Genomic DNA, 15,850 nt, shown 5'->3' on the forward strand with positions numbered 1-15,850 from the left:
ATTATTGTTTTTAAATACTAGGCCAATCCTGTCATCACTGAAAAATGTACTTACGATCTCCTGTTTTACATTGACTGTTTTGCTTTCTTTGGGAATCTGGCTTCCCTGGTAAGTAGAAAATCCATCATCTCGCAAAGCAATATACTTACTGTCACTGATACATTCCACCTGCGGGATCACTACATTCTCATAGGTATAACCACTTACGATCCGATCATCCTCATTCTGCCCTACATCCCCATAATTATAAAATGCCACATAGCTGGTAGTCTTGCTTCCATCAACATACTGGAATGTTACCATCATCACTCCGTTATCAGACACTGCTACATCCATGGGATATCCCGGATCATCGATCTTAGTCAGATTTTCCGCGACCAGACTGCCATCCGGATTATAAAAATTGATCCAGGTATTATCATCATTGTCCAGGATCACTGCAACCATTCCATTCGATGCGATCCGCACTTTTACAATAGCATAAGATGTTGTTACAGTTCCGGTCACACCTTTTTTGTCGCAGATATAAAGCGATGTTCCCTCGCTGTCTGCAACAACCGCCCTGCTTCCATTCACATCTGCAATAGGATTCTGCATTGTATAGGTTTCATTCCAGATCGTATTCATGCTGTTGTCCACAACAGATACTCCATCCGGACTGTATCTCAGGATATCTCCATCCATGTCCACATACTGTGTGGACACAACATCTTCCTGTTCGCTTGTATTTAATACTTTATAGCTGTGATAGCTTCTTTTTTCTGCATAGAGAAAAACCAGGCAGACTGCAGCAGCGATCACTGCCGCTGTGATCACCTTTTTTCCCTTTCTTGAAATCCTTCGGCGATGAGAAGTTCTCCCGTAGTGAGCGCCTTCCTGTGCAGCCTGTTCCTGTGCAAGCCTGGCTTTTTGCCTCATCAACTTTTTACGCTTTTGTTTTTTCTGTATTTTTTTTATGATATTCACAACCGTATCCCTTACCTTAAGTATTTTATTTTGTAATTGGTTTTCCAGTTATTATAGCACACTCCATCAGGGTAGTACAATTACCTGCCCGGGATAAATGATCTCATTGGCAGAAATTCCGTTTAATGCACAGATCTGTTCCATCGCCGCTACAGTGCCATAACGGTTCAGACTGATCTGATACAAGGTGTCTCCCGGGCGGATCACATAAGTTTCTCCAGGATTTTCTGCAGTCACTGAAGTCTCTTCTGTTTTTTTCTCTTCTGTTTTTTTATCCTTTTTTTGCGTTGCTTCTGAAACAGACTGTTTTTTTGAACTTCGAGGTTCCGGTGTTATTGAGATTTTTTCTCTTTTCTGCGTGGTTTCCGTCGGGACCGGAGTTCCCCGCACAGCTTCCTGCGTCTGTACCGGTTTTTGTGTTTGCACCGGTTTCTGCGTCTGCACCGCCTTTGGCGAAACCGATACCCTCCGCACCGGTTCTGTTACTGCAGGTGTTATCTGCACCACCGAAGCAGAAGCGGCGCGATAATCTTCCGGAACCTCTGTTTTTTTCTGCTGATTCCGATAAAAGCCCACTCCAGCCACAAGAACTGCCAGTGCCAGACACACCGTAGCCGCATAAGAAAAAACAGAAGTTTTCTCTTCTCCCCGTTCCTCCGGATTTTTACTGTCTATGATCTTTCTGAAATTTCTGACAGCCCTGTCCTCCACTTCCTCGGATGCTTCTCCGCCCTCTTTCTGGCTGCGTTCGATCATATACGTCTGCATCTGAGAATTTTTCTCATAATAAATATAATACCCGCTCAGTTTTGCCATCATGCCGCCATCATAACGGAAAAAGGCATCCTCCCGTTCTCCAGGATCCATCAGCATCAGGATCTTTTCCCCTCCGAAATGTCTGAGATGTACTTTCACAAAAAGCTCCGGGATCTCCATTGCTATCTGAGGCTGTGCAAAAAACCATCCCACGATCTCCTGCTCCGGAAAATACTGATCCTTATCCTCCTGCAGTTTCTGCCAGAGTTTTTCCGAAAAGTCAATATGTTCTGCCGCAGCCTCCATGCCGTCTGCTGAAATGGCACCTTTTATAAAAATACAGGTCATATCTGCAGTCCATTGAATTTCACCTGTAAGTACCGCCACACTTCCCTGGCCTTCCGGCTTTTCATCTTCTGCCAGGCTGCAGAGAAATGTGTATACATAATCTTCTATATAAATCCTGTAATCTCCGTTCGCCAGCCCGATCTGCCTTACATTTCTAGGCATGGAAAACGATTCCTGTGCGGCTTCCTGTTCTGTTGTGTCCTCCTTATAAATGACTTCTATCATCTCATATCACTCCTTCTGTCCAAGCATAGCACAGTAAAAATGCGGATTTTAGCAGAATGTAAGAGTCTGTCCACAGAATTTAGCGACAGATTCCGCACCATGCATATTTTTCCTTTTTTCAGGATATGATAGAGTGAAAAAAGAATCGAGGTTTCTCATGGCTTTTTACATTGATGCCGGAAAAAACGGTTCATCCGGCGAGATTGCTTATCTTCTGAAAAAATGCATTCTTCACTGTCCTAAAAAATGGACTGAGATCGTGTTTTTATGCATTGGCAGTGATCGTGTTACCGGAGATTGTTTAGGCCCATATATCGGACATCTTCTTCATCCTCATGAAACCGGACATATTTTTGTCTACGGCACTCTTTCCTGCCCGGTCCATGCCCTGAACCTGGAAAAAACTTCATCACTTATCACAAGGCTTCATCCACACGCCCTTGTAATCGCCATAGACGCTTCTCTTGGACAAAAAAAACACCTGGGCTATGTGACCATTGGAAATGGTGCACTTTACCCAGGTGCTGGTGTTCAGAAAGATCTTCCACCTGTAGGGGACATCCATATCACCGGCATTGTAAATACTGCCGGAATCATGGAGCAGCTTACCCTGCAGACTACCCGGCTCTCCACCGTGGTAGCACTTGCAGATGTGATCGCCTGCGGGATCCTTAAGATACTTCCTGCAGAAACAGACTTATCCCCTGTTGATCTTGATTATGCGAACTCCCTGATCTGCTTATAGATACCCTCTGCATCGAGACCGTATTTATGAAGAAGCTCTAATGCCGGACCGGACTCACCGAATACATCATGGATTCCGATACGTTTAACCGGTACCGGTGCCTTCTCAGCCAGGCACTCGCATACAGCTCCGCCAAGACCGCCGATGATGGAATGCTCCTCAACAGTTACAACCTTGCCGGTTTCTTTGGCAGCTGCAACAACAAGATCCTCATCCAGAGGCTTGATGGTATGGATATTGATCACTTTTGCATCGATTCCGTCTGCTACAAGCTTCTCAGCTGCTTCAAGAGCCGGTGCAACGCAAAGTCCGTTTGCGATGATGGTAAGATCTCTTCCCTCGCGGAGAACGATGCCCTTACCAAGCTCAAATTTATAATCCGGTCTGTCATTGATAACCGGAACAGCAAGACGTCCGAATCTCATGTATACCGGTCCCTGATGCTCGTAAGCAGCAGCAACCATAGCTTTTGCTTCGATATCATCAGAAGGACTTGCAACGACCATGCCCGGAATCACTCTCATCAGGGCAAAATCCTCCAGGCACTGATGTGTAGCGCCATCTTCACCTACAGAAATACCGCCGTGAGTTGCTCCGATCTTTACATTCAGCTTCGGATATCCGATGGAGTTACGAACCTGCTCATAAGCACGTCCTGCTGCAAACATTGCAAAAGTACTTGCAAAGGGAACCTTACCTGTGGAAGCGATTCCTGCTGCAATGCCCATCATGTTGCACTCTGCGATACCACAGTCAATGTGACGCTCCGGGAATTCTTTTTTAAACATACCTGTCTGTGTAGCTGCAGCAAGGTCAGCGTCAAGAACGATAAGATCCTCGTGTTTTTTTCCTAATTCTATGAGGGCACTGCCGTAGCTTGCTCTCGTTGCGATTTTCTTTACTTCTGACATAATGCTTCACCTACCTTCTCCAGATCTTCCATTGCCTGTGCATACTGCTCATCATTCGGAGCTTTTCCGTGCCAGCCTACTGCGTTCTCCATGTAGGAAACGCCTTTACCTTTTACTGTTTTCATAATGATAGCTGTCGGCATACCCTTTATAGCTCTTGCCTCATCAAAAGCAGCCTTCAGCTGATCCATATCGTTGCCGTCCGCAACATTGATCACATGGAAATTGAAAGCTTCAAATTTCTTGTCGATCGGATACGGGGAGCATACATCTGCAATGTCACCATCGATCTGAAGTCCATTGTTATCTACGATCACAACCAGGTTGTCCAGTTTACGGAAGCCTGCGAACATAGCTGCCTCCCACACCTGGCCTTCCTCGATCTCACCATCACCCAGCAGTGTATATACTCGATAGTCATCATTACTGAGTTTGGCAGAAAGAGCCATACCTGCTGCCGCAGAGATTCCCTGGCCAAGCGAACCACTGGACATATCAACGCCCGGAATATGCTTCATATCCGGATGTCCCTGAAGATAGGAGCCCAGATGACGAAGTGTTTTCAGATCCTCTTTTGGAAAATATCCTCTCTCTGCAAGTACAGAATAGAGTCCCGGTGCTGTATGTCCTTTGGAAAGGACAAAACGGTCACGGTCTGCCTTCTTAGGATCCTTCGGATCGATGTTCATCTCTTCAAAATATAAATAGGTGAACACGTCTGCTGCAGAAAGGGATCCGCCCGGATGGCCGGCCTTTGCTGCATGGACTGCTGTTACGATATCCTTGCGGACTTCGTTGGCAACTTTCTGAAGTTCTAACTTATCCATGTTATTAATGTCTCCTTTTTAGTGCCCTGCTGTTCACAGGGAATTTGTATATAAAAGAGGTTTCGATCACTCACCGAATACTGCCTTGTAATCAGCCTGGAATTTAGCGATACCTGCATCTGTCAGCGGATGATGTGTCATCTGCTCAATTACCTTGAACGGTACCGTAGCGATATCTGCGCCTGCAAGTGCACATGCAGTTACATGCATTGGATGACGAACGCTTGCTGCGATGATCTCTGTCGGGATATCTGCAACTGCAAACATCTCAGCGATCTGCTGGATCAGCTCAACGCCATCTGTGGAGATGTCATCCAGTCTTCCAAGGAACGGAGATACATATGTAGCACCTGCTCTTGCTGCAAGAAGTGCCTGGTTAGCAGAAAAGATCAGAGTAACGTTTGTCTTGATCCCCTCAGAAGAAAGAACCTTAACTGCCTTCAGTCCCTCTGTTGTCATAGGAATCTTAACAACCATGTTCGGATGGATGGCTGCGATCTCACGTCCCTCACGGATCATTCCCTCAGCATCTGTTGTGGTAGCTTTAACCTCACCGCTGATCGGTCCGTCAACGATCGTTGTGATCTCTTTGATCACCTCGTTGAAGTCTCTTCCTTCTTTGGCGATCAGAGACGGGTTTGTTGTAACTCCACAGATAACTCCCATGTCATTTGCTTCTCTGATATCCTCTACTTTAGCTGTGTCGATAAAAAATTTCATTGTTTTTTCCTCCTGTTTACGTTCGTTCTTTTTCTTGATGATTCCATTATAACAAACTCATTGCGGGGGTCAAGGCACCTGTTTTTTATTAATAAATATTTTATTAATAAAATAACATTTTATTAATAGTGCCTGTCAATTTTTTCACCCAAAACAGCTTCTTTCCATTTTCCTCAATTCGAATATCGCCGTAATTATCGTAGCTAACAAGGTTTCTATTCAAATGTGTCATGGAAACTCTCTCTATATATTATTATTAATAATTTTTGCGCCATTATTTATTTTTCTGTTCATCAGACTGGTTTCTGTCCAGTCTTGCATACCCCGTCGTGCGGCGCTTGATCAGCTTCGGGGTATATTCGATATTATACAGGCTGGCAGGTCTTTCATCCAGGTAAAATTTATCATTCATGTCGATCTTACGGATGATGATGTCACAGGCATCTCTTCCCTTCAGCGCAACAAAATGATCAATGGTTGTCAGGGAGATCCTGCGGATGCCGGAATAAAAAATATTGTCGCACCCTATGACAGAAACATCCTTCGGAACGTGTATCCTCATTTCATGCAGCGCATCAATGGCGCCTATGGCCATCATGTCATTCTGTCCTGCGATAGCCGTAAATTTCTGTCCTTCCTGGAGAAGCTCCATGGTCAGCTCGTAGCCCATGGCATACTCGGAATCCATCCGCGGGATCTTTCTGTCATTGGACTCATCTGCCGCCTTGATGAGCACATGATCCTTTTTTCCCTCTTTTTCAAACTCGCGGACAAAGCCCTCCACACGCTTGGAGCGCTGCCACTGCCGTCTGGTAAGTGGCGGCGTGATAAATGCCACATCCGTGTGCCCCAGATCAAGAAGATGTCTGGCCATCAGCCTTCCTACCACTGTGTTGTCCTGATTGATAGCATCTACCGTGGTTGTTTTTTCCTTGTTGCTGATGATGACCAGCGGTGTTTCTTTTGCGATCTTTTCTACCTGATGCTGGAAATCCGGATGAGGATTGCAGGTATAGATGATCCCTGCCGGCCGCATGGTCTGCATCATACGGAGATATTTTTCTTCCGGCCCCGCATCGCGCTGAGTGTTGCAGATAAATACCCCATATCCCTGCTCATTGGCCACAGCCTCGATCCCCTGAAGCAGCAGTACATAATAGGGACTGGTGAGTGTGGGGCAGAAAACAACGATCAGCTTTTCTTTTCTGTCAGCTTTGTGTTTCCGACGTCCGGGAAGCTCATAGCCAAGCTCTCTGGCCGCCTGCTCCACCCGCTCCACAGTTTCTCTCGAAAAAGAAACATTATATTTCCGGTTCAGCACCATGGATACCGTTGCCTGGGAAACTCCTGCGCGTGCTGCCACATCCGATGAGGTTGCTTTCTTTTTTGCCACCAGTCTCACCTCCTTTATAATCTGGGGAAATTTCCTGGCTGCTTATCACTTTTTGCAATCCCTCAGGGAATTTTTCACCTGATCCGGTTATAGTTCCACTCTTCCTTCCAGTGCCCGGAGAAGTGTCACCTCATCAATATACTCCAGATCACCGCCCACCGGAACTCCGCTGGCGATACGGCTTACCTTGATCCCGGTCGGTTTGATCAGCTTACTGATGTACATAGCTGTCGTTTCGCCTTCAAGACTGGAATTGGTTGCCACAATAACTTCCTTTACATCCCCCTGAAGGCGCTTCATCAGTTCCTTCAGTTTGATATCATCCGGCCCGATCCCAAGCATCGGGGAGATCGCACCATGAAGTACATGATATACACCGTCAAATTTACCTGTTTTCTCATATGCTGCCAGATCCCTGGTATTCTCAACCACCATGATCGTGCTGTGATCCCTTTTGGGATTGGCGCAGATCGGACAAAGCTCCTGGTCTGTCAGCGTGTAACAGCACTTACAGTACTGAACATTCTGCCTTGCATCGGTAATGGAGGCGGTCAGCTGCTCCACCTGGTCCTTCGGCATATTCATGATATGAAATGCAAGACGCTGGGCAGATTTGGCTCCGATCCCCGGAAGATGGGAAAGCTGCTCAATAAGTTTATTGATATGGCTGCTGTAATATTCCATCAGAAAGGAAGACCTCCGCCAAGACCGCCAAGGCCGCCTGTGAGTTTGGACATCACTGCTGCTGACTCGGACTCAACCTGACGGAGCGCCTCATTTGTTGCTGCCGCGATCATGTCCTCAAGCATCTCGATATCATCCGGATCTACCGCTTCCTCGGAAAGTGTGACCTTTGTTATTTCACGTTTACCGGAAACTGTAACGGAAACAGCTCCGCCGCCTACTGTTGCTGTAAACTCTTTTTCCTCAAGAGCTTTCTGGTTTTCTTCCATCTGACGCTGCATTTTCTGCGCCTGTTTCATAAGATTATTCATGTTTCCCGGCATACCCATGCCAGGAAATCCACCTCTTTTTGCCATAATACTTTCCTCCTGTTTTTTGTTTACGGATTTATGACTCCTCATCCGGGTCTTCTTCCACTACGATATCCATGTGGATATTCTCCCGAAGTGCATCGTCTACTGTGATCTGCGCGAGATTGGTGTGCTGATGTTTGTTGGCTACCAGCATATGTATCTCCACGCTTTTGCCTGTCCGGGCAGCAATAATGTCCTGAAGCTCTTTCTTCGCCTCCGGATTGTCTACATAATTCATCCCCAGAAAATCCTGGAATTCCACATAAAGGATGGGATCTCCTGTTTCTCCGTTATACTTGGGGACTGCACGCTGCAGGGACTGCTTGAAAAGTCCGGTAGTCTGACCCACGATGGCACGCCAGCCTGCCACGATCTTCTGAAGATCCTCAGGAGCTGCCTTCTGTGGTTTCTGCTGCTGTACCGTTGCTGTACCGGTCACTGCCGCCCCCGGTTCCCCGGCTCCACCGGCCTCGCTCTCCCGAACGATCACCTGCTGCACAGGCCGTTCCTCCATCTGCTTTTCCAGGACACGAAGCCTGTCAAGAACAGAGTCCAGATTTGTCTCCATAGCCGGTCTGCACAGCTTGATCAGTGCGATTTCCACCAATACACGCTTCTGGCTTGCAAAACGGATCTGATTGGACAGATCGGAAAAAATACGAATGTAACGCATCAGCGTCTCCACATCTGTCATCCCGCTCTCTTCCTTCAGAAGCTTCAGATTCTCAGAAGAAACATCAATGGCTTCCTCCGGATTTTCGGAAGTCTTCACAAGCAGAAGATTTCGCATATACCAGGTAAAATCTGATACAAACTGTCCCAGCTCCCGGCCGCCTGTGATCAGGTCCTCCAGCACATGGATGGAACCTGTCACATCGCCGGAAAGAACCTTTCGGAGAAGTCTGCTGAATACCTCTGTATCCACAGCTCCCAGAACATCCAGGACTTTATCATAAGTAAGCACCTGTCCCAGATAAAAGGAAATACACTGATCCAGAAGACTCAGGGCATCTCGCATGGACCCGTCGCCTTTTTTTGCCACATAGCGTACAGCCTTCTCCTCTGCTTCCACCCCTTCTGCTGTCAGAAGCTCGGAAAGTCTGGCAGCAATGGTATCAATGGATATCCGGTGAAAGTCATAGCGCTGACATCTGGACAGTATTGTGATCGGTATCTTGTGGGCCTCTGTAGTCGCCAGGATAAAAATAACATAAGAAGGCGGCTCCTCCAATGTTTTCAGAAGAGCATTAAATGCACCTGTTGAGAGCATATGCACCTCATCGATGATATAAACCTTGTATTTGCCCTCTGTTGGACGATAAGCCACTTCCTCACGGATCTCACGGATGTTATCAACACCGTTGTTGGAGGCTGCATCGATTTCGATCACATTCATGGCAGTTCCCGCCTGAATGGCCTTGCACATGGCACATTCATTGCAGGGGCTGCCATTTACAGGATGTTCACAGTTTACTGCCTTCGCCAGGATCTTTGCAACCGTAGTTTTTCCGGTACCACGCGTTCCGCAGAACAGGTATGCGTGTCCGATACGGTTCGCCTTGATCTGGTTGGTCAGTGTTGTCACAATATGATCCTGTCCTTTTACATCGTCAAAATTGTCGGGACGAAATTTACGGTAAAGAGCAGTATAACTCATAAAACTCTCCTTCTCTTCGCCACAGTCGCCGCGGAAAGACTCCCGCGGCGGCCAGATGACTCATAATTCATTAATCGCCAAAACTGATTCCGATCTGTTTGGCTGCTTTTACAAGCTGATCCTTTGGAGATACCATCTTCAGCTTGCCTGCGCATTCAGCAAGGGGAACCCTCTTGATCTTGCCGTTGATGACACCGATCATAACACCGTATTCCTCATCCATGATCGCCTGCGCTGCACCGGCACCGATCCTTGTGGAAAGAACGCGGTCATATGCACATGGCTCTCCGCCTCGCTGCATATGTCCCGGAACTGTGATACGTACCTCACTTCCGGTCACCTGCTGGATCTGGTCTGCGATCTCATAGGATACAGACGGATATTTCTTCGCTCTTTCCGCAAGCTTTTCTTTGTATTTTTTCTTCGGAAGCTCTGCATCTTCTTTTGAGATAGCTCCCTCAGCTACTGCAAGAATGGTAAAACGCTTGCCTGCCTTGTTACGCTTCTGGATGGCTTCTGCAACCTTATTGATATCGTATGGGATCTCCGGAATCAGGATCACATCTGCTCCGCCTGCAACACCGGCATTCAGTGTAAGGCTTCCGACCTTATGTCCCATGATCTCAACAATAAATACACGTCCATGAGATGCAGCTGTTGTATGGATGCAGTCAATGGCATTTGTTGCGATCTCCAGAGCGCTCTGGAAGCCAAAGGTCATATCTGTACCCCAGATATCATTATCAATGGTTTTCGGAAGATGGATGATATTCAGGCCTTCCTCGCGGAGAAGATTGGCGGTTTTCTGCGTTCCGTTTCCGCCGAGGATCACAAGACAGTCAAGACAGAGCTTATAGTAAGTCTGTTTCATGGCCTCAACCTTATCCAGTCCCTTCTCATCCGGAACCCGCATCAGTTTGAATGGCTGTCTGGATGTTCCGAGAATAGTTCCGCCCTGAGTCAGAATTCCGGAAAAATCCCTGGCTGTAAGCATACGGTATTTCCCGTAGATCAGTCCCTTATATCCGTCATCAAATCCATAAACCTCAAGGTTCTCAACGCTGTTGCTCAGACCCTTTACAACGCCTCTCATGGTTGCGTTCAGTGCCTGACAGTCACCACCGCTTGTCAGCAGACCGATTCTTTTAATCATAGCGTCCTCCATTCTGTGCCCTCTTATGTGCACATTTTATTTGTTGCTGTCTGCATATAAGACAGATATTCCACCTGACGTATTTCTGCAGAACAACTACTGTATCCTCTCTTTTCACAGAGTTTTACACAATATAATATTATAAAGCATTTTCAGGCAGTGTACAATAGCCAAAAAAGCATGAAAACAGCGAGTGTATTGATTGACTTTACCTGTATCTCATCGTAAGATAAAATTATCAGTAACTTTCGTATGTTTACAGAAAATTTTCGCCAGGAAAGGAGCGTCCTATGAAAAAAAGTCCTCAAAAAACTATCCTGCGCTTTATTAGCCGCAGCCATGGTATGCGCCATGACTCCTCTCGCCGCCAGTGCAGCGATCAATTATTCCAAAACCCGGATCGTTTATATGCCCACATCCGGAAAGGACCTGGGATACGATGAGATCTCGATCAGCAATATTCCTGCTAAACAGAACATTCTCAAATCCAATGTTAAAATAGTCAGCGGAGGATCTGTGATCGCACTGGACTCCTTCGGTTCCAGCAGCTTCAAAAGTACCACGGAGGCCTTCCGCAAGGGTGCAAAAGGCAATCTTGCCGGAAGCTTCTTCTTCCACGCTCCGTATCGGAAACCTTTCCGCGAAGCAGTCCGCCTATATCAGCTTCACCCTTCGCAACACCAAAAACGGGGCGGTACAGTACTGTACACTTAATATAAACTGATTTATTTCGGTCTGTACCTTGACAAATCTGGTTTCAGAGTCTATAATTAAATTCCGCGCAGCCGGGGAGATAGCGGTGCCCTGTACCTGCAATCCGCTACAGCAGGGGTGATGCCAATCTGAGGCTTGTATCTTGCAGAGCAGCCCTTTATAAGTGGCGTTGACGTCTGGGTCTTACGCAACAGGAATCTGTGAACCGTGTCAGGGCAGGAATGCAGCAGCACTAAGCAGAAGCTCTTGTGTGCCGTGAGGGTGCCTGGGCTGAGTTAACTGTAAAGGTAACGTCTGTGAGACCATTCCGAGGTGCGGCGCGCGTAAAAAAGGTTATAATATATGATCTCTATATAAACAGCATTCCCGCCGGGTCCGTCATTTATGACCGATCCGGCGGGATTTTTTGTACTATTATTTTATTTACAATATCCGGCAACTACCTGATTGATCAGCTTGCCGTCTGCCTTTCCCTTCAGATCTCCCATAACTGCCTTCATGATCTGGCCTTTATTTCCTGTTGCCAGAACATCTGCAAATTTCTCCTCGATATAAGCCTTGATCTCTGCTTCATCCATCTGCTTCGGAGCATATTTCGCAATGATATCATATCTTGCCTGATACTCCTCTTTCAGATCTGTACGTTCCGCAGGGCAGGTGTCGATCTGCTCTTTTGCTGTTTTCAGCTCTTTCAGGATAACTTTGTCTACAAGCTCTCCTTTGATGTCATCACGGCATCCCTCATCAATGGCAGCTTTTTTTACTGCTGCGATCAGTGCGGAAACTGCTTCCTTTGTTACCTTATCTTTGGCCTTCATTGCTGCTACCATGTCTTTTCTTAAAGCTTCAAGTTCCATTTTTTGTTCCTCCATTTTCTGTCGTTCCTGTATCGACGACTTTCGTTTGGCCTGAATGGATTTTCTGTCTGTAATAGTGAAATCCATTTATGATTTTATTTTGATATTTTCACAGGATTCTGTCAAGAGTAAATCTCCCGGGACTTTTTGTTCTGTTCCGCTCTCTCTGACTGTGTCTGCCCGGCAAGGCGCTCTGCTTCCTGCTTCTTCAGGATTTTTGCCTGCTTCTTTTTCTCCCGCAGTTCCCTGAAAAATGTGGAAAGCATTTCGGAGCATTCCTCTTCCAATACCCCTTCTGTGATCTTTACCTGATGATTAAAGCCTTCGATCTGAAGAAGATTCATCACAGATCCGGCACAGCCTGCTTTCGGGTTCATACAGCCGAGCACCACCTCATCGATCCTGGACTGTACCAGTGCACCGGAACACATCTGACAAGGCTCCAGCGTTACATACATGGTGCATCCCTCCAGACGCCAGTCTCCCAGCTTTTTACTTGCCTTTCGGATAGCATTAAGCTCTGCATGAGATAAGGTATTTTTATCTGTATTGCGACGATTGTAGCCTCTGGCTATGATCTTTCCCTCATGCACGATCACGCAGCCAATCGGCACTTCCTCCAATGCACGGGCCTTTTTTGCCTGGCGGATTGCCTCTTTCATAAAACGTTCCTGATCTGTCACGTTTTTACTCCTCCTGTAACTTCACATTCCGGAAAAAGCTCCGGGATTCTATCTGTTCAAACTAAGACTGCTATCAACCTTCTGTCCGTTCGATTATAGCTTTTCCGGTATTTCATGTCAATCTGCTGCAAAACAGATATTTGCAACACAAAAAACGCCACAGAAATTTTTCCACACTAATTTCTGCAGCGTTTTCCTATTCATTACCACTATTTGCTTCTTCAAAGATCGCTTTTATTTCCTCGGCTGTTTCCTGCAGCTTCTGTGCCCGATGTCCCAGAATACGGACAGCAAGATCCCCCTGCACCAGCTGAGTCACACCACCCTCGCATTCTTTTTCATTTTCCAGGACTTCCCATATCTGCTCCTGCATATTTATGGCCGGACCACTCAGAAAAATATTTGCCATGTGAGTATAGCCCTCATACATTCCCAGTCCTTCCATGTCCGTTTTATGGGGCTCATAGCGGGTGTTATCACGGTAGATCAGCTGACCGTCCCGTCTGATATTTACTCTGGAAGCAAATTTCCGGTACCGGAACCTTTCATCGGATGCCTTTCTGCCGCAGGAAATGATCTCCAGCAGAAACAGCCCGGAGCTTTTATCCGCCAGATCAAATTCCATAGTGCTTTCAAAGGCTGACTGTGCATAGGGGATCACCGGCTGTGGATAATAATAAAAAACAGCATTCTTTTCCACCTGTGCCTTCACATGGCGAACAGCCTCCCCTTCCTTCATTTTATGGACTTTATCAAAAGACTGTGACAGGAACTCCAGATTGGTTCCCTCTGTCACAAAAAAATCAAATTCCTGCCTGTCTCCCTCCATGATCCCTGCGGATGCGCACAAAGGCATCACGGAGATTCCTCCGTCTTTCCTGGGAAAAGGATTCATGATCTTATAAGGCGCTGTAAAAGACACATCCTCCAGAATCGTTTTTCCTTCTCTTAAACCGGTCCGCAGAAACAGTCTGGACAATTTTCCAAATTTATTTTCTGTCAAAGGTTGTTCCGCCTTTCCTACATATCTTCCAGAAGCACATTTTTTTTGATCCATTCCACAACGGTATCCACATGTTCATCTCCGCGGATGTTTGTAAAAACAAAAGGCCTTTCCCCACGCATTTTTCTGGAATCCCGGTCCATTACCTCCAGGCTTGCACCTACATACGGCGCAAGATCGATCTTATTGATCACCAGAAGATCGGATCTTGTGATACCGGGACCGCCTTTTCTCGGAATCTTGTCTCCCTCAGCCACATCAATAACAAAAACAGTTGCATCTACAAGCTCCGGACTGAAGGTTGCGGAAAGATTATCTCCGCCGCTCTCAATAAAAAGGATCTGGATATCCGGAAATCGTTCCATCATCTCATCCACAGCCTCCAGATTCATGGATGCATCCTCACGGATCGCTGTATGCGGGCATCCGCCTGTCTCTACACCGATGATGCGCTCTACCGGGAGTACACTGTTCTTTGCAAGGAATTGTGCGTCCTCCTTGGTATAAATATCATTTGTGATAACACCGATACTATAATCACCTGCCATCTTTCTTGATAAAGCTTCGATCAATGCTGTTTTTCCGGAGCCGACCGGTCCGGCAACACCGATTTTTACATATGACATAAAAATCGCTCCTCTCTGATTTACGACATATAAAGTCTGGAATAAAGCTTCTCATGCTGGATTCCCCGGATATCAAATCCCGGAGCCGACAGACAGAGGTCATCCTCTGTACAGTCCAAAATACAGGACAGTATTTCTTCAAATTCCTCATAGCATCCACACAGAAGCTCCTGTCCTGTACTCTGGCTCAGCGGAATGGTTTTTACACAGTTTGTCACCATTGCAGAGGTCTGGGCATAGAGATAATGATACAGAGTTTCCTCTTCCTCAATTCCCAGCGCTGCACAAAAAACTCCATATGCACAGCAATGGCTTACAGGCTTCCCCTTCCGGGCTTCCAGATATTCTTCAAAGATCTTCCTTTTTTCCATAGGGATATTTTCCTGGGGCAGCTTACAGATCGTCTTTGTAAAACGAGAGCCCATTTTTCTGGATGCTTCCCTCTGCTCCATGGGGATTCTGGATGCCCCAAGGATCTCCTCCAGAGTATCCAGTGCCGCCACATTTTCCTTCTGTGCATACTCGTAAGCCAGACGTACTCCGAGAAGATCGGTACAGGCCAGGTTCAATTTCAGTTTTCTGCTGATATATTCTGCCGCTGTTTTTTCATCGTGCACGATTCCCTTCTGGATATATGTCTCCAGTCCCTGGGAATGGGAATAGCCTCCTATTGGAAAAAGAGCATCGTTTACCTGCAGCAGAAAAAAGCGGCGGATTTCTTTCATTTTGTCCATATGGCTTCCTCAGTGATGATGATTATGTATAGCAGCTGAGATCCTGCGGTCAAAATCCAGCTTCACAGTTTTTTTCTCTGCCTTTACACCATGAAGCTTTTCCAGCATGACCATCATCGGCTCATTGTAGATCGTAATAAATGTGTTTTCCTGATCTCCCCAGAAAAGCGGTGCATGGCGGTTTCCGATCTCATAGCAGACCTTCGCCACATATTTTTCATGTCCCGGCTCCAGAGATACCTCTATCACCTCGCAGGGTGGTGTATTCACTGCGATCACCCGATTTTCATCTGCGTAGATCACATCATCCTGAAAAAGTCCTCTTGTGAGTACAGAATCATCCAGACGGATCCCTACTTCCCGACCGCTGTCCGTGGTTTTTCTGTGGATCCTTTTAAATGCCTCATGCCACTCAATATCCACATATTCCACCGTTTTTCCGGTCAGATCAAAATCCTTTAATTTTCCCAGAATTTTTTCACAAAGCATAAATTT

At 46.5% G+C, this 15,850-nt stretch carries 18 protein-coding genes and 1 other RNA gene (1 of these 19 only partly in view); 3 read left to right on the top strand and 16 right to left on the bottom strand.

Features of this window, described 5'->3' with window-relative positions:
• Both V9W66_RS06275 and V9W66_RS06280 read right to left on the bottom strand, forming a co-directional pair.
• Positions 1-966, bottom strand: the 5' portion of a protein-coding gene (locus V9W66_RS06275; RefSeq protein WP_227574176.1) for a DUF5711 family protein. The gene continues 267 nt to the left of window position 1, outside the view; the window shows 966 of its 1,233 coding nt (coding positions 1-966); its start codon is at positions 964-966; its stop codon lies off the left edge, out of view.
• A gap of 66 nt (positions 967-1,032) precedes the next feature.
• Positions 1,033-2,295, bottom strand: coding sequence for a LysM peptidoglycan-binding domain-containing protein (locus tag V9W66_RS06280; RefSeq protein WP_144093126.1), 1,263 nt, complete (start codon positions 2,293-2,295; stop codon positions 1,033-1,035).
• 157 nt (positions 2,296-2,452) lie between these two features.
• On the opposite strand from V9W66_RS06280, the gene yyaC reads away from it, so the two are divergent.
• The gene (gene yyaC, locus V9W66_RS06285; RefSeq protein WP_022426512.1) at positions 2,453-3,040 is read left to right on the top strand and encodes a spore protease YyaC; all 588 of its coding nucleotides are present in this window, start codon (positions 2,453-2,455) and stop codon (positions 3,038-3,040) included.
• Here the strand turns inward: yyaC and V9W66_RS06290 are convergent.
• The 8 genes from V9W66_RS06290 to V9W66_RS06325 form a co-directional block, all read right to left on the bottom strand.
• On the bottom strand, positions 3,013-3,951 hold the full coding sequence (locus tag V9W66_RS06290; protein ID WP_144093128.1) for a transketolase family protein: 939 nt from the start codon (positions 3,949-3,951) through the stop codon (positions 3,013-3,015). The two genes, yyaC and V9W66_RS06290, sit on opposite strands and share 28 nt — an antisense overlap.
• The gene (locus tag V9W66_RS06295) at positions 3,939-4,778 is read right to left on the bottom strand and encodes a transketolase (RefSeq protein ID WP_144093130.1); all 840 of its coding nucleotides are present in this window, start codon (positions 4,776-4,778) and stop codon (positions 3,939-3,941) included. The genes V9W66_RS06290 and V9W66_RS06295 overlap by 13 nt, the downstream gene beginning before the upstream one ends.
• A 66-nt stretch (positions 4,779-4,844) precedes the next feature.
• Entirely contained in the window at positions 4,845-5,498 is a 654-nt protein-coding gene (fsa, locus tag V9W66_RS06300; RefSeq protein WP_015525668.1) for a fructose-6-phosphate aldolase, read from the bottom strand.
• A 274-nt stretch (positions 5,499-5,772) separates the two neighbouring features.
• Positions 5,773-6,891 carry a LacI family DNA-binding transcriptional regulator gene (locus tag V9W66_RS06305; protein WP_144093131.1) on the bottom strand — a complete coding sequence of 373 codons (1,119 nt, stop codon included), beginning with the start codon at positions 6,889-6,891 and terminating at the stop codon, positions 5,773-5,775.
• Positions 6,892-6,978: 87 nt separating this feature from the next.
• Positions 6,979-7,575, bottom strand: coding sequence for a recombination mediator RecR (gene recR, locus V9W66_RS06310; RefSeq protein ID WP_015525667.1), 597 nt, complete (start codon positions 7,573-7,575; stop codon positions 6,979-6,981).
• Positions 7,575-7,931: a YbaB/EbfC family nucleoid-associated protein gene (locus V9W66_RS06315; protein ID WP_015525666.1), complete on the bottom strand. Its 357-nt coding sequence runs from the start codon at positions 7,929-7,931 to the stop codon at positions 7,575-7,577. The genes recR and V9W66_RS06315 overlap by 1 nt, the downstream gene beginning before the upstream one ends.
• 31 nt (positions 7,932-7,962) lie before the next feature.
• A complete protein-coding gene (dnaX, locus tag V9W66_RS06320; RefSeq protein ID WP_092072216.1) occupies positions 7,963-9,585 on the bottom strand; it encodes a DNA polymerase III subunit gamma/tau in 1,623 nt (540 codons plus the stop codon).
• 70 nt (positions 9,586-9,655) lie between these two features.
• Entirely contained in the window at positions 9,656-10,738 is a 1,083-nt protein-coding gene (locus tag V9W66_RS06325; protein ID WP_144093133.1) for a 6-phosphofructokinase, read from the bottom strand.
• Positions 10,739-11,077: 339 nt separating this feature from the next.
• Between V9W66_RS06325 and V9W66_RS06330 the strand changes: the two genes are divergently transcribed.
• Together V9W66_RS06330 and ffs are read left to right on the top strand one after the other, a co-directional pair.
• Positions 11,078-11,452 (top strand): hypothetical protein, encoded by a 375-nt coding sequence (locus tag V9W66_RS06330; protein ID WP_144093135.1) that lies wholly within the window; start codon positions 11,078-11,080, stop codon positions 11,450-11,452.
• A 63-nt stretch (positions 11,453-11,515) separates the two neighbouring features.
• An RNA gene (gene ffs, locus V9W66_RS06335) (signal recognition particle sRNA large type) lies at positions 11,516-11,777 on the top strand.
• A 94-nt stretch (positions 11,778-11,871) separates the two neighbouring features.
• Here the strand turns inward: ffs and V9W66_RS06340 are convergent.
• From V9W66_RS06340 to V9W66_RS06365, 6 genes are all read right to left on the bottom strand, one after another.
• Positions 11,872-12,309: a GatB/YqeY domain-containing protein gene (locus tag V9W66_RS06340; protein ID WP_022426683.1), complete on the bottom strand. Its 438-nt coding sequence runs from the start codon at positions 12,307-12,309 to the stop codon at positions 11,872-11,874.
• Between the two features lie 122 nt (positions 12,310-12,431).
• Positions 12,432-12,992: a tRNA adenosine(34) deaminase TadA gene (tadA, locus tag V9W66_RS06345; protein ID WP_279231243.1), complete on the bottom strand. Its 561-nt coding sequence runs from the start codon at positions 12,990-12,992 to the stop codon at positions 12,432-12,434.
• Between the two features lie 196 nt (positions 12,993-13,188).
• On the bottom strand, positions 13,189-13,995 hold the full coding sequence (locus V9W66_RS06350; protein ID WP_243121607.1) for an urease accessory protein UreD: 807 nt from the start codon (positions 13,993-13,995) through the stop codon (positions 13,189-13,191).
• 17 nt (positions 13,996-14,012) lie between these two features.
• Entirely contained in the window at positions 14,013-14,621 is a 609-nt protein-coding gene (gene ureG, locus V9W66_RS06355; protein WP_144093139.1) for an urease accessory protein UreG, read from the bottom strand.
• A 20-nt stretch (positions 14,622-14,641) separates the two neighbouring features.
• Positions 14,642-15,355: an urease accessory protein UreF gene (locus V9W66_RS06360; protein WP_330575244.1), complete on the bottom strand. Its 714-nt coding sequence runs from the start codon at positions 15,353-15,355 to the stop codon at positions 14,642-14,644.
• A gap of 9 nt (positions 15,356-15,364) precedes the next feature.
• Positions 15,365-15,844: an urease accessory protein UreE gene (locus V9W66_RS06365; RefSeq protein WP_144093141.1), complete on the bottom strand. Its 480-nt coding sequence runs from the start codon at positions 15,842-15,844 to the stop codon at positions 15,365-15,367.
• Positions 15,845-15,850 lie beyond the last annotated feature (6 nt).

It is taken from the genome of Blautia massiliensis (ex Durand et al. 2017) (assembly GCF_051861785.1).
Classification (GTDB): Bacteria; Bacillota; Clostridia; order Lachnospirales; family Lachnospiraceae; genus Blautia_A; species Blautia_A luti_A.

Excerpts from the sequence above, each read along its gene's own strand:
- yyaC (WP_022426512.1), top strand. The coding sequence starts at position 2,453 with ATGGCTTTTTACATTGATGCCGGAAAAAACGGTTCATCCGGCGAGATT.
- V9W66_RS06280 (WP_144093126.1), bottom strand. The coding sequence starts at position 2,295 with ATGATAGAAGTCATTTATAAGGAGGACACAACAGAACAGGAAGCCGCA.
- dnaX (WP_092072216.1), bottom strand. The coding sequence starts at position 9,585 with ATGAGTTATACTGCTCTTTACCGTAAATTTCGTCCCGACAATTTTGAC.
- V9W66_RS06295 (WP_144093130.1), bottom strand. The coding sequence starts at position 4,778 with ATGGATAAGTTAGAACTTCAGAAAGTTGCCAACGAAGTCCGCAAGGAT.
- V9W66_RS06290 (WP_144093128.1), bottom strand. The coding sequence starts at position 3,951 with ATGTCAGAAGTAAAGAAAATCGCAACGAGAGCAAGCTACGGCAGTGCC.
- ureG (WP_144093139.1), bottom strand. The coding sequence starts at position 14,621 with ATGTCATATGTAAAAATCGGTGTTGCCGGACCGGTCGGCTCCGGAAAA.
- V9W66_RS06360 (WP_330575244.1), bottom strand. The coding sequence starts at position 15,355 with ATGGACAAAATGAAAGAAATCCGCCGCTTTTTTCTGCTGCAGGTAAAC.
- V9W66_RS06365 (WP_144093141.1), bottom strand. The coding sequence starts at position 15,844 with ATGCTTTGTGAAAAAATTCTGGGAAAATTAAAGGATTTTGATCTGACC.
- recR (WP_015525667.1), bottom strand. The coding sequence starts at position 7,575 with ATGGAATATTACAGCAGCCATATCAATAAACTTATTGAGCAGCTTTCC.
- V9W66_RS06330 (WP_144093135.1), top strand. The coding sequence starts at position 11,078 with ATGGTATGCGCCATGACTCCTCTCGCCGCCAGTGCAGCGATCAATTAT.
- fsa (WP_015525668.1), bottom strand. The coding sequence starts at position 5,498 with ATGAAATTTTTTATCGACACAGCTAAAGTAGAGGATATCAGAGAAGCA.
- V9W66_RS06315 (WP_015525666.1), bottom strand. The coding sequence starts at position 7,931 with ATGGCAAAAAGAGGTGGATTTCCTGGCATGGGTATGCCGGGAAACATG.
- V9W66_RS06325 (WP_144093133.1), bottom strand. The coding sequence starts at position 10,738 with ATGATTAAAAGAATCGGTCTGCTGACAAGCGGTGGTGACTGTCAGGCA.
- V9W66_RS06340 (WP_022426683.1), bottom strand. The coding sequence starts at position 12,309 with ATGGAACTTGAAGCTTTAAGAAAAGACATGGTAGCAGCAATGAAGGCC.